Source organism: Bacillus sp. FSL W8-0102 (assembly GCF_038007225.1).
GTDB lineage: Bacteria > Bacillota > Bacilli > Bacillales > DSM-4216 > Bacillus_O > Bacillus_O smithii.
Window position 1 is genome coordinate 2884850 of record NZ_JBBOWT010000001.1, and the last position, 17475, is coordinate 2902324.

The 17475-nt window shown below is 41.8% G+C and carries 14 protein-coding genes and 1 other annotated feature; of the genes, 5 read left to right on the forward strand and 9 right to left on the reverse strand.

Annotation, left to right across the window (positions count from 1 at the left end; all coding sequences use genetic code 11):
• Nucleotides 1-409 precede the first annotated feature (409 nt).
• The 3 genes from N1I87_RS13675 (at nt 410) to N1I87_RS13685 (ending at nt 4304) form a co-directional block, all read left to right on the forward strand.
• Nucleotides 410-1006, forward strand: coding sequence for a chromate transporter (locus tag N1I87_RS13675; protein WP_003355714.1), 597 nt, complete (start codon nt 410-412; stop codon nt 1004-1006).
• Complete coding sequence (locus N1I87_RS13680; RefSeq protein WP_003355715.1) at nt 1003-1545, forward strand: chromate transporter; 543 nt, start codon at nt 1003-1005, stop codon at nt 1543-1545. Before N1I87_RS13675 ends, N1I87_RS13680 begins: the two co-directional genes overlap by 4 nt.
• 563 nt (nt 1546-2108) lie before the next feature.
• On the forward strand, nt 2109-4304 hold the full coding sequence (locus N1I87_RS13685) for a methyl-accepting chemotaxis protein (protein ID WP_341102297.1): 2196 nt from the start codon (nt 2109-2111) through the stop codon (nt 4302-4304).
• Between the two features lie 696 nt (nt 4305-5000).
• On the opposite strand, the gene N1I87_RS13690 is transcribed toward N1I87_RS13685, so the two are convergent.
• From N1I87_RS13690 to N1I87_RS13720, 7 genes are all read right to left on the reverse strand, one after another.
• On the reverse strand, nt 5001-6428 hold the full coding sequence (locus tag N1I87_RS13690; RefSeq protein ID WP_341102299.1) for an NAD-dependent succinate-semialdehyde dehydrogenase: 1428 nt from the start codon (nt 6426-6428) through the stop codon (nt 5001-5003).
• A 747-nt stretch (nt 6429-7175) separates the two neighbouring features.
• The gene (locus tag N1I87_RS13695; protein WP_270584767.1) at nt 7176-8459 is read right to left on the reverse strand and encodes an IS110 family transposase; all 1284 of its coding nucleotides are present in this window, start codon (nt 8457-8459) and stop codon (nt 7176-7178) included.
• Nucleotides 8460-8762: 303 nt separating this feature from the next.
• Nucleotides 8763-9077 (reverse strand): rhodanese-like domain-containing protein, encoded by a 315-nt coding sequence (locus N1I87_RS13700; protein WP_341102301.1) that lies wholly within the window; start codon nt 9075-9077, stop codon nt 8763-8765.
• A gap of 157 nt (nt 9078-9234) precedes the next feature.
• A complete protein-coding gene (gene leuS / locus N1I87_RS13705) occupies nt 9235-11646 on the reverse strand; it encodes a leucine--tRNA ligase (RefSeq protein ID WP_341102304.1) in 2412 nt (803 codons plus the stop codon).
• 78 nt (nt 11647-11724) lie between these two features.
• Nucleotides 11725-11942 (reverse strand) — a binding site (T-box leader).
• A 282-nt stretch (nt 11943-12224) separates the two neighbouring features.
• Nucleotides 12225-12641 carry a hypothetical protein gene (locus tag N1I87_RS13710; RefSeq protein ID WP_341102306.1) on the reverse strand — a complete coding sequence of 139 codons (417 nt, stop codon included), beginning with the start codon at nt 12639-12641 and terminating at the stop codon, nt 12225-12227.
• A gap of 264 nt (nt 12642-12905) precedes the next feature.
• The gene (locus N1I87_RS13715; protein WP_003353826.1) at nt 12906-13058 is read right to left on the reverse strand and encodes a hypothetical protein; all 153 of its coding nucleotides are present in this window, start codon (nt 13056-13058) and stop codon (nt 12906-12908) included.
• Nucleotides 13059-13069: 11 nt separating this feature from the next.
• On the reverse strand, nt 13070-13339 hold the full coding sequence (locus N1I87_RS13720; RefSeq protein WP_341102308.1) for a YtzC family protein: 270 nt from the start codon (nt 13337-13339) through the stop codon (nt 13070-13072).
• 241 nt (nt 13340-13580) lie between these two features.
• On the opposite strand from N1I87_RS13720, the gene N1I87_RS13725 reads away from it, so the two are divergent.
• Both N1I87_RS13725 and N1I87_RS13730 read left to right on the forward strand, forming a co-directional pair.
• Nucleotides 13581-14543 carry a TIGR01212 family radical SAM protein gene (locus N1I87_RS13725; RefSeq protein WP_040341210.1) on the forward strand — a complete coding sequence of 321 codons (963 nt, stop codon included), beginning with the start codon at nt 13581-13583 and terminating at the stop codon, nt 14541-14543.
• Between the two features lie 16 nt (nt 14544-14559).
• Nucleotides 14560-15135 carry a tRNA (mnm(5)s(2)U34)-methyltransferase gene (locus N1I87_RS13730; protein WP_327797765.1) on the forward strand — a complete coding sequence of 192 codons (576 nt, stop codon included), beginning with the start codon at nt 14560-14562 and terminating at the stop codon, nt 15133-15135.
• A gap of 80 nt (nt 15136-15215) precedes the next feature.
• On the opposite strand, the gene N1I87_RS13735 is transcribed toward N1I87_RS13730, so the two are convergent.
• Nucleotides 15216-16220: an LLM class flavin-dependent oxidoreductase gene (locus N1I87_RS13735; protein WP_341102311.1), complete on the reverse strand. Its 1005-nt coding sequence runs from the start codon at nt 16218-16220 to the stop codon at nt 15216-15218.
• A 172-nt stretch (nt 16221-16392) separates the two neighbouring features.
• Nucleotides 16393-17463: a tetraprenyl-beta-curcumene synthase family protein gene (locus N1I87_RS13740; protein ID WP_341102312.1), complete on the reverse strand. Its 1071-nt coding sequence runs from the start codon at nt 17461-17463 to the stop codon at nt 16393-16395.
• Nucleotides 17464-17475: the final 12 nt, after the last annotated feature.

The window sequence follows — 17475 nt, forward strand, 5'->3', positions numbered from 1 at the left end:
TTGGAGGACGGCAGCTCCTTCCCGACCACGGCTCATCAACGGTTTTTTGAAGTGATTGAGGTACGTCCGGAAACGTCCGTCGATCTTTCCTTGGAAAAATCCCCTCACACTCCCGTTCGATGAATGGAGTGCTAAGTGAGAGGTCTTGACATGGGCCTAAAGGGAGCCGGGGAATGTTTATCGTTTTGCTGTTTTAACGGCCGTTTATCTTTGAAAACGGGCAAAGCAGTTTTAAAGTCAAACATAATGAAATTTTGTTTTAAGAGAACATTAGGATCATTTATTTTTCATCCTATAATCATATATTCCATGAAAGAGACGGAAATCAGAATATTTACGACTTGTTGCCTTGGTCTCGGATAAACGTATAAACGAAGAAGAGACAGCAGTAAAAGGAGGAGAAAGGGTATTGAACAACTCTTGGAAGCTCTATTGGCAGTTATCCATAGCGATGATTCGGACCGGAATTCTCGGTTACGGAGGAGGTCCATCCGTTATCCCTCTGATTCGATACGAGGCCGTCACAAGATATCGATGGATGGAAGATGATGAATTCGGAGAAACGTTAGCGATCGCAAACGCTTTGCCGGGACCGATTGCCACGAAAATGGCCGCCTACATTGGCTATAAACTAAAAGGAAACGTCGGAGCGGTTCTCGCCGTCATAACCCATATACTTCCTAGTTGCATTGCCATGATTGCTTTATTGTCTGTCGTCTCCGTGCTAAGCACTTCAAAAGTAGTGGCCGGGATGATCGCAGGAGTAGCGCCTGTGGTCGCTGTCATGCTCGGGGTCATGGCTTATGAATTTGCGAAAAAAACGATCGATGGATTAGGAAAAGTGATGGGCATCGCTATGTTTCTTTTAGCCTTTCTGCTTTTAGAAACGGTCCATATTCATCCAGCCATCGTGATCATTCTCTTTTTAGCCTATGGAAGCATCCATTTTCGGACGGCTGCCAAATGGAAAAAAGAACATAAAAACAAGGAGAGCGAAAAAGCATGACTGTTTGGATTCAACTGATGATCGGATTTTTTTTGGCAAACGCCCTTGGATATGGCGGCGGCCCTTCGTCTATTCCTTTAATGTATGAAGAAATCGTGTCCCATTACCATTGGTTAAATAATCAAGAGTTTTCCAATATGCTTGCCCTTGGAAATGCCCTTCCCGGCCCTATTGCTACCAAAATTGCCGCCTTTGTAGGGTTTGATGCAGGCGGATGGGTAGGCATGCTCGTCGCTTTAGGAGCAACTGTCATACCATCTGCTGCGGCGCTCATCTTTTTGTTAAGAGTACTTGAAAAACACCGGCATTCACTCGTCGTCAAAGGAATGACTCTCTTAGTACAGCCGGTCATTGCCATTATGATGGTAGTCCTTACTTGGCAAATGGGAAAAAGCTCGATCTCTTCCATCGGAATTTGGCATTCTCTCGGCATTGCGGCCGTTTCCTTTTGGGCGATGGAAAAACTCAAACTCCACCCTGCTCTCGTCATCGTAGCTGCCTTCGCTTATGGCGGCATTGTCCTTCAACATAGTATGTAAAAGATGAGAAACAATATCGTTTCCCATCTTCCCGCCGACGTTTTCTTCTAATTTTTGGATTCCCTCAAAAACGCAGTGCCCATTTTCATTTTTTATGGGCTCTGCAAAGTTCTTTTATGATGTCGATCCCCTTAATGATCCTCATGCCTTAAATATTCGAAAGAAAAATGATGAAAGGTTTATTGTTTCTTTGAAAAAACGATCTGTTACGTTGAAGAGAAAGATTGAAAAGCGATTTTACAATGGCATCATACCGCCTTCCTTTCTGTGCCAACGATAATACTACTTGTCATCGGCTTCTTGATAAAAACTTTCACTATGCCCCCCTTTTCAGTCATCCGTTAAACACACTTGACAGTCTGAATTTCGTTGAAAAATCGGAATTTCTTCGGAAATATAATGGTTTTAACCAATCTGGAACAATGAATGACATTTTAAAAAAGATTTGAAAATAACGATTAATCAGAATATAATATTAACATAATATGTTAGATATTCTGACATAATTTTCGGTTAGTCCATTGCGCTTCTTTTACAGCCGTTTTTTGAAGGAGGTAGAAAAATTGGGGTTATTTGAGGGTTTGGGAGTTCGAGAAGGATTTTCACTGTGGTGGTCCTACCAATTAAATCGCAAAAGCACGGGAACCATTGAAGAAATTTTCGAAGACATCGCCAAAACGAGGGTCGAATTATTAACAGAATGGGCCAATGAACAGTGGAGTTTTTTAGAAAACATGACTGCTGAGTTTGAACGCATTTTGCCTTCTGAGATTGATCTGTATTTGAAAAAAATGTTGAAAAAAAGCCGGTATTTTACAGAACTTTTTCTGTTGGATACAGAAAACAGAGTGACTAGTACGACTTTTCCTAACCATAAGAATGATTTCAATCATCACTCTTTCAAAAAAGGGATCGACTATGTCCTTCAAACGAAGGAACGTCTTTTATACGGTCCGTATTTGGATCCCACGACTCTGGAGATTGGGCCAAGGACATCCCAATTTCACGATGAAGTGACGTTATTATTCTTGCAGCCCGTCATCTTGCAAGAGAAACTGCATTCCATCTTGGCAGGACGCGTTCCCAATGATGTAGTCGGAGATCTCATTCAACGTGAGGCTGGTCACGTTTATCCTGATTCCGGTGACAATTATATTTTTTTAGTAAAATCCTATTTTGATCCGTCTCTTCCCCAAGGAATTGCTTTATCACGCAGCCGTTTCGAAGACCGTACCTTTACTTTCGGCGAAAATTTAAAAGACGGGGTCCATACGAAAGACGGAGGATTGGTTAAAATCAAGAACCATACAGAATTTGAAATTCGTTTTACCGATCCAGCCACAAAAGAATTACATCCCGGTGTTCAAAATACGATTCGAAATGGGGAAAATCTTTTTGTTCATTTCCCGGGATATCCTGACTACCGTCATATCCCCGTCATAGGGAAGGGTGTGACGTTTCAGCTGCCGGGATCTCTGGATGTGTGGGGAATGATGTGTGAGGCTGATTTAGAAGAGGTGTACCGTACCCGCTCCATTAGCTGGCGATTAGGCATACGTTTTGCTTTTTACATTTTCATCGGCGTTCTTCTCAACCAATGTATATCATTTTTCGGATTTTCGCCTTCCTGGTATGATTTGCTCCTCAATGGATTATACGGCATTTTAGCCACTTATTTGTTTTATAAAAGAGGGTTGGTGCCTATTGCTTCTCGATTAAAGCAATTAACCAATATGATGCGAAAAATTGCGGAAGGCGGCGGAGACTTAACTACCCGCTTAGATACAAGGCTTCTGATCAATGATGAAATTGGATCATTGGGACGTTGGGTCAACAATATGATAGACAGTCAGGATGAATTGATAGGAAAAGTGAAATACGCCGCATTGGACGTGGAACAAACCAATCAATTTCTGCGGGAAAAAACCATTCTGGTTGAAAACGATTCTTTTTCGGTGATCAAGCAAATGGACGGAATGTTCGCGGCCATTCAACAGCAATTAAATGAGGTTCATGAAGCCAGAGGACAGGTGGAACAAATTCATCAAACTTTACAAGGACTGGAGCGATTATCCCAAGAACAATTGATACAAGCTCAAACCCAAGTGCAAGGCATTGATCAAAAAATGAATGATATCGTGGAAAAAGTACATAATGCCCTGAATTTAACAGATCGCTTTATGGAACTGTCCAATAATATTGGACGTATTGTCGAAACGATCAATCACATTGCCAAGCAGACCAATCTGTTGGCTCTCAACGCAGGGATTGAATCCGTAAGAGCCGGAGAATACGGACGAGGTTTTACCGTAGTGGCCAATGAAATTCGCAAGCTGGCAGACCAAACGACCGTTGCGACAGAAGAAATCAGCAAGACTTTAGAAAAAATTAAAGAAAGTTCTGTTCTCGTTCAAAATGCGATTCAAGACAGCAGCCAAGAAGTCAAAAAAGGAGCAGACTTTATTCACAATGTACAGGAAGTGTTGGAATCCATGTCACAAGCTGCCGCTTCCCATGAAGCCACAGAACAAATGAAGCAGATTATCAATAACATTGCCGTCATTAATGAGCGAAATGCCCATACCGTCGAAAGCGTTGACGAATCGACCAAAAAAATGGTGAACTTAATCCAAGATGCACGATTCGCTTCTGAACAAAGTTCACTAGTCGTGTCTACCCTCAGAAGTTTAGTCGACAAATTCAACTTAACAGCAGAACAAACTGTCAAAAACAACGGAATCGATCATTCTCCTTCATGAACGAAATCGAGTAGGAGGGAGCGATTAACTCCCGTCCTCTCACACCACCGTACGTACGGTTCCGTATACGGCGGTTCAATTAAGATCATTGACGCAAGTCTTTATAACTTCCGTGAATAGCTGTTCTCTTTATGCCAGTGGTCACTCCACCCTCCAAGAGGTCTCCCACGGGATTCACCGCTTCCTCCCTCAAGTGAGGTACTACGTTTTCTGTGTTCATCATGACTCACTGAATACCAAGGGCTATTCTCTCTTAATTGTTCGGTCCTTCTTAGTTGTTCTAGACCAACTAATACTATGACCTCTGCTGACTTCTGACGGTTCAGCTACTTATCACTAAGTAGGTTATGAAGAGTACTTCACATATCCGCCAGACCTCCCCGGGTAAGTACATGCACTTTCACACCATCTATCCGCCTCATTTACTCGATATGACCTTCGACAGAAAGAGCTTTGTTTTGTTATGCAAACTCACTCAATCATACCTAGCCTTATATGAGGTTCGTGTTCCTCGGACCGGTGTTTTGCCTCCAGCTTCCTTCAGATTCCGCGTCACCACGGACACCCTTGCTCTTGGCTAACCTCTACTTCTGTCTTCGGGGTTCGGGACTTACAACCTATAGTTCATGTACATGCCGGGCGCACATAAAAAAGCCTTCCATCGCCAAGTGGAAGGCTTTTTTATGATTGCGAAAATCAGAAAGCAATCGATACAAATTTGGTTTCCAAAAATTCTTCCATACCGTGGTGGCCGCCTTCACGTCCGAGACCGCTTTGCTTAAAGCCGCCAAAAGGAGCTTGGGCAACAGACGGAAGACCGTCATTTAAGCCAACGATGCCATACTCAAGTTGTTCCGTTATTTGAATGGCTTTGCTGATGTTTTCTGTAAAGACGTAAGCTGCTAAGCCGTAAGGAGTGTCATTTGCTCTTTGGATGACTTCCTCAATATTTTGGAACGTGGTGATAGGAGCGAGCGGACCAAATGTTTCTTCATTCATACAAAGCATTTCATCCGTGACATTTGTGATCACTGTCGGTTCAAAGAAGAATCCTTTGTACTGATCCGCTTTTTTGCCGCCGATGACCACTTTCCCGCCTTTTTCCACCGCATCTTCAATATGTCTTTCTACTTTTTTCACAGCGTTTTCATCAATCAGCGGGCCAATTTCGACTCCTTGATCCAATCCATTGCCCATTTTTAATTGTTGAACAGCCTCTGCCATTTTTTGAGTAAAAGATTCCACAATCTTTTCATGAACATAAATTCGGTTGGCGCATACGCACGTTTGTCCGGCATTTCTAAATTTGGAGGCAATAGCTCCCGCAACCGCCTTCTCGATATTCGCGTCGTCCAATACAATAAAAGGAGCTTGACCGCCTAATTCAAGCGATACTTTTTTCACCGTATCAGCCGCACCACGCATCAAAATCTTTCCAACTTCCGTCGAACCCGTGAAAGTGATTTTTCTAACCCGCTCATCCGCCAGCCATGTTTCGCCAATTTCTTGCGGATTTCCTGTAATAATATTCAGAACGCCTTTCGGTATGCCTGCTTTTTCGGCTAATTCTGCTAATTTAAACGCTGTAAGAGGTGTCTGCTCAGCGGGCTTAACGACAACAGTACAGCCTGCCGCCAATGCCGGAGCCACTTTTCTCGTAATCATAGCAGCCGGAAAATTCCAAGGCGTGATGGCTGCCACAACCCCAACCGGCTGTTTTAGCACTAAAATTCGTTTATTTTCGTGAGAAGCTGGAATCGTCTCCCCGTAAATACGTTTTCCTTCTTCCGCATACCAAGAAATGAAACTGTTTGCATAATCCACTTCCCCGATGGCTTCTTTTAACGGCTTCCCTTGTTCTCTAGTCATGATCTCGCCAATTTCTTCTTTATGTTCATCAATTAATCGATGCCATTTATACAACAAAGCGCTTCTTTCGCCTGCTGTTTTTTTGGACCATGACAAAAAAGCATTATATGCGGCGTCCACCGCTTTCTTCGCTTCCTCTTTCCCGCCATTTGGCACGGCCGCAATCACTTCTCCATTTGCCGGGTTGATCACATCAAATGTAAGCAATTCCGTTCCGGTCCATTCACCGTCGATAAACATGGGTGCAACCTTCATCCTTGATTCCTCCTATCCCTATCATTCCGATTTTTGCAAGCGGCTTCAAATTAGTCGCATCGAAATCATGACATCCATCATTTCAGGTAATCCATGTATTCCATATTCATTTCTTTTAGATTTTTTCGAAAATTAAAAGAAAAAAATTTTCATTCATAAACAACCATTGTGTCAAGCAAAACAAAGTTCCTACATTCATCGGTCCCTGTCTTAACAGTCTTGATGAACGTTTACAGAAGATATTCTTGCTGTATCTTAGAGGAGGTATGGTTTCAAAAGAAAATTCACCGTAAACATGTAAAAACAAAAATCTTCATAACTGCCGAATTTCTTTACCACCTCCCTCAATAAAGTTTATTTTTCTCCCGAATACTCGCTTTTTCTCAAAATTTCATAGACACTTAATAGAATACACACCTCATTTAATGGATATATGTTGAATTTTTTTAAATAATTTACATGGTAGGGGGCATCCTATCAACCAAATTGTATTTATTTGGTAAAAATATGGTATAACCGTGCTTCATCATCTCCACATCACTCACGGTCGCTAACCCTCCCACATCTCTCCGGATTGAATTCCATACATTCCTTCGTCCTGCGTATCCATGAGGTGGAGGTTGGATATGCTCCTTTGCTGGGTCACATGCCCGTATGGAATAAATAAGCTCCAACTCTGCACTATTGGTGTTTGTCATTTGAGATAATTACGGTATTCTGAAATGATTTCATGAACTTAATAAAGCCTTAAGCTGCCTGTAATGAATCGATTTGAGGCAAACCTCTCAATAACTTTGAACCATCAAATTCACACTGTTTTTGACCAATGACAAATAAGACACGTAGTAATTTACAACACAAGGCAATCAGTGACTGCTGTTTCTTCAAAGGTCGATCAGGACGCTTTGTGTAGTATTGATGCAGGGCTTTAAACGTTGGATTATGGGCAACGAGTGGACGAATGGCCAAGTATAAAGCTCTTCGCAATCGACTTCGTCCTCGTTTTGTGATCTTGGTTTGCCCCTTAAACTTCCCGGAACTATGTTCACGTAATGACAGCCCTGCCAGATTTACTAATTGCTGGGGATGACTATACTTTGTTATATCCCCGACCTCAGCGAAGAATAGCGCGACTGTTGTAGGACCTAAGCCTTGAATATTGATCATTTCCTTCGCTCCAGGTATCGTTACTACAAGTGCTTCCAGATCCTTATCTAACTGTCCTAATTGCTCTTTGTATAGCTCATATTGATCGAGTAAATAATCCAATTCACGTTTAGCAAACTTGATACCAATTTGGATACCAATGCTCTTTTTCGCTGCTTCTATTAACTTTGTAGCTCGTTTGATTCCTACACCACGGTTTACTTCTTGTTTCCATTTCGCAAGAACTTCTTCTGATGTCATTTCTTTAATCTGAGAGGGGAATGGAAAGTTTCTTAATGTACAAAGAGCTGCCTTTCCTTCCCAGTCTTTAAATACATCGAAAAACTCCGGAAAGTAACGCTGGATGTGATTTTGAATACGACCTTCTGTGATCATAAGCTGCTGGATGAGCTGATCTCTTAATTTGACGCCTTCTCTTAGCTCTGCATAGATGCCATCTAAGAGATTTGGTACGGAGTATCGCCCATCTTTAATCAGCTGTGCAATCACACGTGCATCTTTCGTATCGTTTTTAGTTGGAGAGTTATCATCCAGCTCTTTAGTTTTTTTGACATGCATAGGATTGACCAAGACAAAGTCATAACCTTTAGCAGTCAAGAAATAGGCCAGACTCAGCCAGAAATGACCGGTCGGCTCAACACCAAAAATGACATGTGTTTTTTGGTGTTCCTTTTGATGCCTCGAAACCCAATCAAGCAGTTTTTGATAGCCATGTATGCGATTTTCAAAGATCAGTCTTTTTCCAAATTCGATTCCTCGATCATCCTGAGCTCGAGCGACGTGTTTGTCTTTGGCGATATCAATGCCTACAATTAATGTTGATGGTGTAATTTGCGAGATTTTACGATTTTGCGTATAATTCATCTTGAGTCCTCCTTGGTAATTATTAATTCGGGGTCAATGCATTGACACCCTGTACTATACCAAGAGGGCTCTTTTTGTTTCAAACCTCAAATTTCTTCATTACAGGAATAGCTCCTTTAATCTTCTCTTTTTATCATAACACTGTAAGTTTCCATTTGGTGATTTTTTGTACTGAGAGGCGGTATAAAACAGATTCAATCTGCTGCTTCCTGTGAACGGAAATCCGATTGCTTTCATTATAACGTAGAGGCTGCCGACTTTATCGACAGCCAAAACATCTGAAACATTCATATTGTGATCTTACTATTTTTTTGGTTGAACTTTTCCTGTCCATTCCAACATGCCGCCAATCATATTGCGGACTTTGTATCCTTGCTCTTGCAAGTAATGGCAAACATTTTCGCTGCGACGTCCGGAGCGGCATATAAAAATATATTCCTTTTGTTTGTCCAGCTGATCAAGAGAATTTGGAATTTCTCCCATTGGGATGTGTTTGGCTTCGGGTATCATTCCTTCTTGTACTTCTTCTTCTTCACGAACGTCAATTAAATTGAGTTTTTCGCCCTTTTCCAGCTTTTCTTTCAATTCCTCCGGTGTAATGATTGGAATTTCTTGCATCCTGCCATCTCCTTCTGAATCAATATAATGATCTGTTGCAATGGTTTAGAGAACGGAGTTTCTGCTCAAAATTTTGGACAGTCGACGTTCTTTTTCGCACTATTCATTTGTCCCCGCCATAATGCCGTGAGTTAAGCGGACGGGGACACAACACCGGTTAATTGGCTACGATATTCACCAATTTACCCGGCACCGTAATCACTTTTCGAATCGTTTTTCCGGACAACTGTTCTTGAATCTTTTCATCGGCGAGAACGAGTTTTTCCATTTCCTCTTTGCTCGCATCCTTGGCGATGGTCCGTTTCGCGCGTACCTTGCCATTGATTTGAATGACAATTTCCACTTCGTCATCCACTAGCTTGGATTCATCGTAAGCAGGCCATGGTTCGTACGCAATAGTGTCACTGTGCCCCAATTTTTCCCACAGTTCTTCCGCAATATGAGGGGTGATCGGAGACAACAGTTTTACAAAGCCTTCAGCAAATGGTTTTGGCAAATAATCGGCTTTATACGCTTCGTTGACAAACACCATTAATTGCGAGATCGCCGTATTAAAATGGAGCTGTTCATAATCCTCCGTCACTTTCTTAACCGTTTGATGATACACTTTTTCAAGCGCATTTCCTTCTTCTTTGATCTTGCTGCTCAGCTGACCGTTTTCATCCACAAACAGTCTCCAAACACGGTCAAGGAAACGACGCGCCCCGTCAAGTCCGGTTGTACTCCATGAAATGGAGGCATCTAAAGGTCCCATAAACATTTCATAAAGACGCAACGTATCAGCGCCATGACTTTCAACGATTTCATCCGGATTGACGACATTCCCGCGCGATTTGCTCATTTTTTCATTATTTTCACCAAGAATCATTCCTTGGTTATATAACTTTTGGAACGGTTCTTTCGTCGGCACTACTCCGATGTCGTATAAGAATTTATGCCAGAAACGAGCATAAAGAAGATGGAGAACTGCGTGCTCCGCTCCGCCGATATAAATGTCAACAGGAAGCCATTCCTTTAATTTTTCAGGATCAGCCAATGCTTTTGGATTATGCGGATCTATATATCTTAAAAAGTACCAGCAGCTTCCGGCCCATTGAGGCATTGTGTTCGTTTCTCTGCGTCCTTTTTTGCCGGTTTTCGGATCCACTACATTAACCCATTCTTCGATATTGGCCAATGGCGATTCCCCTGTTCCGCTCGGTTTAACTTCTTTTGTTTTTGGAAGCATAAGCGGCAATTCCTCTTCCGGAACCGGAGTCATCGTTCCGTCTTCCCAATGGATGATCGGAATAGGTTCTCCCCAATAACGTTGGCGGCTGAACAGCCAGTCGCGCAGACGGTACGTAACTTTTTTGGAGCCGACCCCTTTTTCTTCCAGCCATTCGATCATTTTGGCAATGGCTTCTTCTTTATTTAATCCGTTCAAGAAATCGGAATTGACATGCACACCATCGCCGGTATAGGCTTCTTTGTTCACATCTCCGCCGGCGACTACTTCTTTAATAGGCAGTCCAAATTTTTTAGCGAACTCGAAGTCCCTTTCGTCGTGGGCAGGAACGGCCATAATCGCTCCTGTTCCGTAGCTCATCAGTACATAATCGGCAATCCAAATAGGCATCTTTTCATTTGTAACAGGGTTGATCGCATAAGCGCCAGTAAATACACCCGTTTTTTCTTTTGCCAAATCGGTACGTTCCAAATCGCTTTTTGATTGAATTTGTTCTAAATAGCGTTCAACCGCTGCTTTTTGTTCCGCTGTCGTAATTTTTTCCACTAACGGATGCTCAGGGGCCAAAACAGTATAAGTGGCTCCAAACAAAGTATCCGGTCTTGTTGTGAAAACAGTGAATGTTTCATCATGGCCATCGACTTGGAAACGAACTTCTGCCCCTTCTGAGCGGCCGATCCAGTTTCTTTGCATCTCTTTAATGCTTTCAGGCCAATCCAATTCTTCCAAATCTTCCAAAAGTCGATCAGCATAAGCTGTAATTTTTAATACCCATTGTTTCATCGGGCGGCGAATAACCGGATAACCGCCACGTTCACTTTTGCCATCAATGACTTCTTCGTTGGCCAGAACAGTGCCAAGAGCCGGGCACCAGTTGACCGGAACTTCATCTATGTAAGCAAGACCTTTTTCATACAATTTTAAAAAGATCCATTGCGTCCATTTATAATATTCGGGATCGGTAGTATTAATCTCTCTATCCCAATCGTATGAAAATCCTAATGATTTGATTTGACGTTTAAAATTGGCAATGTTTTTTTCCGTGAATTCCGCAGGATCGTTGCCGGTATCAAGGGCATACTGTTCCGCCGGCAATCCAAATGCATCCCACCCCATCGGATGGAGAACATTATACCCTTGCATCCTCTTCATTCGGGCAAGAATATCGGTTGCTGTATATCCTTCCGGGTGACCGACATGAAGTCCGGCGCCGGATGGGTATGGAAACATGTCTAATGCATAAAATTTTGGCTTGTCCGGATCTTCCATCGTTCGGAATGTCTTATGTTCTTCCCAGTATTTTTGCCATTTCGATTCGATTTTTTTATGGTCGAAACTCATGTAGCTGATCTCCTCCTTTGCTTTCAGCGATATTGGTATATCAAAACAGGGAAAATAGAAAAAAACTCCCGTCCCCCAGTTTGGGACGAGAGATGCTTTCGCTCCCGCGGTACCACCCACATTAGTGCACAAGGCACTCAGCTCGATTCCTTAACGTGGAAGGACGGCAAACGCTACTCATCTTTCACGTCTGCAACTCTAAGGCGAGTTCATGGCAGACCCGGTTGACTTGCACCTTCCGTCAACTCTCTAAATCGGGAGTTTATGCCACTACTGCTCCTTATCATCGTTTTTTACCCATCATTTTAGTATAAGATTATTTTAGACAAATTTAAACAAACTTTCAAGTCTGTTTCAAAGAAGGGCATGGAATCAAACAGCTATGTAGCTACATGGTTATTGCTCCAGAACCAATAAAACGAAATGGTTTGATATTTTCCATAAACTAAAGAATTCAGAGAAACTATATCCGGATAAATACAATAATTTCTAACTTATTAACTAGACAGTTACTGGTAAATAACCGGCTATCAGCAGCTACATAACTGTTATACATTTTCGTTTTCTCATGATTTTTATCAATTCGTTCCGTAACAGGAAACGATAACATTCGATGTGTTGACTGCCTTTATCAATACTCGATATTTAGTTGAGGAGCTTTTTGTCTTAGTGGTGATTTTATAAGGTGTATTCCAGTAGGTTAAGTGATAACCATAGCCAGTCGTAAATTTCCAAGATCCGCCATCCAGGTATTGAAGATAAACATATACGTCTCCAGTGGTGTTTTTCACACTCACTTCATGCACGATGTTAGGATAAGAAGTTGTACAAGGACTACTGCCTGCATAAGAACCGGCAGAAAGGGTATTGTTAAAAGTTGTAGTAGCTGCAAATGTTTCAGACACAGAAGCAAATGCTAATATAAGCGCAAAAATTGGAACAAGAATGAAAAATAGCCATCTCTTCATTACTCCTTGAGACAACTCCAAATTCATTTTATATCTTCTCCCTTCATTAATAATGGTTAAAACCAACAGTACACACTCTTAAGTTAGAATGCTTTTATTTTATTCTGAATTTTCATTCTATAAAACAAACCAATTTCCCAATAATGAAGTACGAAAATCTTAAGCCTAACTTTACTGCGACTAATGTCTCAATCATCCAAAAGCCATCATCTCATTTGTCTAATAAACAACAGAAGAAGTCCCAAAAAAGGACTTAAACTCTGTCCTTTTTGAGACTGCTTCCAAAAAGCATTACGATTTTGATTTCACGGGTTGGCTGTTGCGGGCATTCTGTTTTTTTGTTTTTTCGATTGTGCTGTATTCATTCGCTATTTCATAATGCTCCGGATTCGTTCCATTTTTGGTTTTTTGCTCGGGATTTTGTCGTTTGGATCTTTTTTTCACATCAGTTCCCCCTAACGATCGTGGCTAAGCAAAATCATTTTGTTTTGCATATCTTGTATCTGCAGCCTTTTACGGTAAAGCTGTTCCCTTTGTTGCGGATTGGCACTGTTATAAAGCTGCAGCCATTCATTGTAAAGATTCTCCAGTTCTTGCATGGCTTCACGATATTCGACATCATGATAATGCCCCTGCAAAGCCCCTTCCTGATATTGCTCTTGGGCTTTTAAAATTACATTTTCGCAAGTCTGAAGAAAATGATCGATGGAGTCTCTCGTAGCCATGATTTTGCCTCCTTGACAAATTGAAGCGATTTTATCCGCCTCTTAAATAGTTTTTTCCACATTTCATCCTTTATAGTTGGTAAAGTTCGGTTGACATGTTTTTTAAAAAATCGTGATTTTTCAATCTTCTCAGCCAACTGCATTCCCTTTTAAAAATGGAATCTTTATTTACTTTTACGTGACATTCTTGTTCTATTGGAATGTATTCGCTCTTCATGATAAAATTTGTACGTTAGGAGGAATGCAAATGGAAAACCCTTTTCCATACAGCAACAATGACAAACGTTATCACACCTGGAATTATCACTTACGTCAGGTGTTTGGCCATAAAGTATTTAAAGTTGCCTTAGACGGCGGTTTTGATTGTCCAAATCGGGACGGCACCGTCGCATACGGCGGCTGTACATTTTGCAGTGCGGCTGGTTCCGGAGATTTTGCAGGCGACCGCGCCGACGATTTGGAAACACAGTTTCATAAAATAAAGGCAAAAATGCATCAGAAATGGAAAGATGCAAAATACATGGCTTATTTTCAAGCGTTTACCAACACTCACGCACCCGTAGAAGTATTAAGGGAAAAATATGAAACGGTCTTAAAACAAGAAGGAGTAGTAGGATTGTCGATTGCCACACGTCCGGACTGCCTTCCCGACGATGTAGTGGACTATTTGGCAGAGTTGAATGAAAGAACTTACTTATGGGTCGAGCTGGGATTGCAAACCGTCCATGAAAAAACCGCTCAATTGATTAATCGTGCGCATGATTTTGACTGTTATGTAGAAGGAGTAGAAAAGCTTCGCCGACACGGCATCAGAGTTTGTTCCCACATTATTAATGGTTTGCCGTTGGAAACATATGACATGATGATGGAAACCGCTGAAGCTGTCGCCAAATTGGACGTTCAAGGGATTAAAATCCATCTTCTTCATTTGTTAAAAGGTACACCGATGGTCAAACAATATGAAAAGGGAATGTTGAAATTTCTATCCTTTGATGAATACGTTCAACTAGTGTGCGATCAATTAGAAATTCTGCCCCCTGAAATGATCATTCACCGTATTACCGGCGACGGTCCGATCGATTTGATGGTCGGTCCGATGTGGAGCGTCAACAAATGGGAAGTTTTAAACGCCATTGACGATGAACTGAAGCGCCGGAACAGCTGGCAAGGAAAATTTTTTAAAAAAGCTAAAGTCCATTCATGAACAGCAGGTGAATTCAATGATATTAGAAGGAATTTTGCCTTATGCGCGGACGCTTTTGGAAAAAGCAGTAACGCCAGGGGATGCTGTCGTAGATGCCACCATGGGCAACGGGCATGATACGGTATTCCTTGCCAATTTAGTAGGGGAAAAGGGGACAGTATTTGCTTTTGATGTTCAAACAGAAGCGTTGAAAAAAACAAAAGAACGTTTGGAGCAGCATCAACTGACTGATCGAGTCGTCCTCTATCATAGAGGACATGAAGAACTAATCCGAACGATTCCCGAAAAGTTTCACGGAAAAATTACCGCGGCGATTTTCAATCTCGGATATTTACCCGGAAGCGACAAATCGATCGTCACCAAACCGGAAACGACTAAAGAAGCGGTCGAACAATTGCTCGAAATCATGGCTCCTGGAGGCGTCATTGTGTTGGTTGTCTATCACGGCCATGAAGAAGGAAAAAGAGAAAAAGACGAACTTTGTTCTTTTGTCCGCAGCATTGATCAATCCATCGCTCATGTGCTGCTTTACCAATTTATCAATCAAATTAACGATCCGCCGTTTATTATTGCTTTGGAAAAAAGGAAATGACATTATTGGCGAGATTGAAAGAGAAAAAAGGCAACTGGCTGATAAACCAGTTGCCTTTTCTTTTTAACTCAGATTGACTTTTACTTAAGCACTTCTTCCGCGATCAGTTCATAAGAGCGCAAACGGTCTTCAAAGCTGTAAGTGATGGACACCAACACAATTTCTTCTGTTTCATATAATTCACTTAAGCGCAAGAGTTGATCGTGGACCTGTTTCGGATCACCGATAATCATTCGTTTTCGATTCTCCTGAACGATCTTTCGTTCCAATGAATCGTACGAATATTGAGCGGCTTTTTCCGGGCTTAGAGTTCCGTTCAGCGGCGTTCCCCGCTCCAGCATAAGTAAAGTTAAGTCTAAACTTGAAGCAATTCGTTCCGCCTCTTCTTCTGTTTCTCCGCAAATGGCAAAAACCGCTACCATATTTTTAGGCTCGCTTAAATACTTGGACGGTCGGAACTGACGGCGATACTCTTTTGTAAACTCCGGACCTCCCTCCCCATTGATAAACTGGGCAAATGTATAGGGCAGTCCTTTTTGAGCAGCCAGTTCTGCGCTGGAAAGGCTGGAACCAAGCATCCAAACTTCAGGAACAGTCTGTGTAACAGGAGAAGCTTTCAATCCGTAATACGGATGACTTTCGTCCAGCGCATCGTATAGATAGGTGAGCAGTTCATCAATTTGTTCAGAATAACGGTCAACTTTGCGGTACTGGCCGTTGTTTAACGCCAGCGTGGCTCTCGGCATTCCACCGGGGGCACGTCCTATTCCTAAATCGATTCGTTTCGGATTCAGCGCTTCTAAAACACGAAAATTTTCCGCCACTTTAAACGGACTGTAATGAGTGAGCATTACCCCGCCGGAACCTAGCCGGATTTTTTTCGTTTTGGCTGCCAGATAGGATATCAACACTTCCGGTGAAGATCCTGCTAAAGTGGTTGAATCATGGTGTTCAGAAACCCAAAAACGCTCATATCCCAATTTTTCTACATGCTGAGCCAATTTCACTGTATTGGAGAGTGCTTCTTCCGCCGCCATTCCTTCTGAAATGGGCGACTGATCTAAAACACTTAATTTTAAAGCCACTTCTTTACATCCCCTTATTGAAAACTTTGGTTTGATTGTTTCATTATTCACTATGAGTAGCTAATTGTCTAATAAATTGCTCTTCCTTAACGTCACCAATACTTTCGAAAACATTCTTGAACGAACGGATGAAAAACGGCTCTTTTGTATGTTCTGTCCAAACAGAAAAAGGTTATTTGGATACATGCTGACGAAATTTTCGATACATTCTGCCGTTATAATAGAAAAAGTAGCTGGTCGAACCTCCAAAACGGATAATTTTCTTCGCTAAAGACTGAACATCCTTTTGTTGGTTGACTTTATCCTCCGATAAATAAATGCCAAGGAGCCCCCTGTTGATCAATTGATGAAATTTGGCATGAGGCAAATGTTTCGTGCTGCTATCCGCTTTTTGAATAAAATATTGAAAGCGGGACAAAAGCTCTTCTTGACTGTCATAATAAAAGCAAAAATTTAAATCTCCGCCTTTCCGGTCCTCTTCCTGATCAATAAAATAATCCAATAAAATGTGAAGACCTTGGATATACGGAAAATAGGCTTCTCGAATCATGGACGCATATTCCGGCTTGAAATCGTCTCTAAATGCATAAGAAACTAAACAAAAAATGCCCAAAGTGGAACCTGAACAAGCCGAAAACTCAAACCATTCCATCTTCGGAAGCTGATCTTTATAACGAGAAAACCATTTTTTTAATCGTTCTTCTCTTTCTTCCACACAAACATGCTTATGTATTTGGAGATCGCAATAATATCGGCAAAGTTCAAGCAAGTAGGAGGATATAGCCGGATAATGATTGATTTTTTGCAAGACTGACTGGCATGTGCCGACTAATTCCCGTAAATAGCCGCCATCTTCCTGCTCGTTTCGAAATCGGTAATAAGGGCGAAAAGGAGCTCCTACCGTTAACGCATCTATCATCGATTCGTGAAGGGCAGCAAAATCTTTTGGATCAAGAGAAGTGCTCCGGTCGCATAAATTGTCCAAGTAATCGCTGATCGTCTGGTAAGCGACAATAAACTTTACAGCTTCTCCGAAATGTTCGCCGGACAGCAGCGCTAAAATCGAACCGCCTTCACAATGAAACGTTTTATGTTCGATACTGGCAAGTGCTTGTTTTTTCAATTCTTGATCAGGTATCGAGTTCGCCTTTTTTTTCCATTTGTTTAATTCTTTATGAACAGTTGGAAATACTTTACGATAAGCCTGCCCCATTAATGAAAATGGATGGGTGGGGATGGTCAATATTCTCACCTC

Coding starts and splice junctions, on each gene's coding strand:
- N1I87_RS13680 (WP_003355715.1), top strand. CDS start 1,003: ATGACTGTTTGGATTCAACTGATGATCGGATTTTTTTTGGCAAACGCC.
- N1I87_RS13690 (WP_341102299.1), bottom strand. CDS start 6,428: ATGAAGGTTGCACCCATGTTTATCGACGGTGAATGGACCGGAACGGAA.
- N1I87_RS13695 (WP_270584767.1), bottom strand. CDS start 8,459: ATGAATTATACGCAAAATCGTAAAATCTCGCAAATTACACCATCAACA.
- N1I87_RS13700 (WP_341102301.1), bottom strand. CDS start 9,077: ATGCAAGAAATTCCAATCATTACACCGGAGGAATTGAAAGAAAAGCTG.
- leuS (WP_341102304.1), bottom strand. CDS start 11,646: ATGAGTTTCGACCATAAAAAAATCGAATCGAAATGGCAAAAATACTGG.
- N1I87_RS13710 (WP_341102306.1), bottom strand. CDS start 12,641: ATGAATTTGGAGTTGTCTCAAGGAGTAATGAAGAGATGGCTATTTTTC.
- N1I87_RS13720 (WP_341102308.1), bottom strand. CDS start 13,339: ATGGCTACGAGAGACTCCATCGATCATTTTCTTCAGACTTGCGAAAAT.
- N1I87_RS13725 (WP_040341210.1), top strand. CDS start 13,581: ATGCAAATGGAAAACCCTTTTCCATACAGCAACAATGACAAACGTTAT.
- N1I87_RS13730 (WP_327797765.1), top strand. CDS start 14,560: ATGATATTAGAAGGAATTTTGCCTTATGCGCGGACGCTTTTGGAAAAA.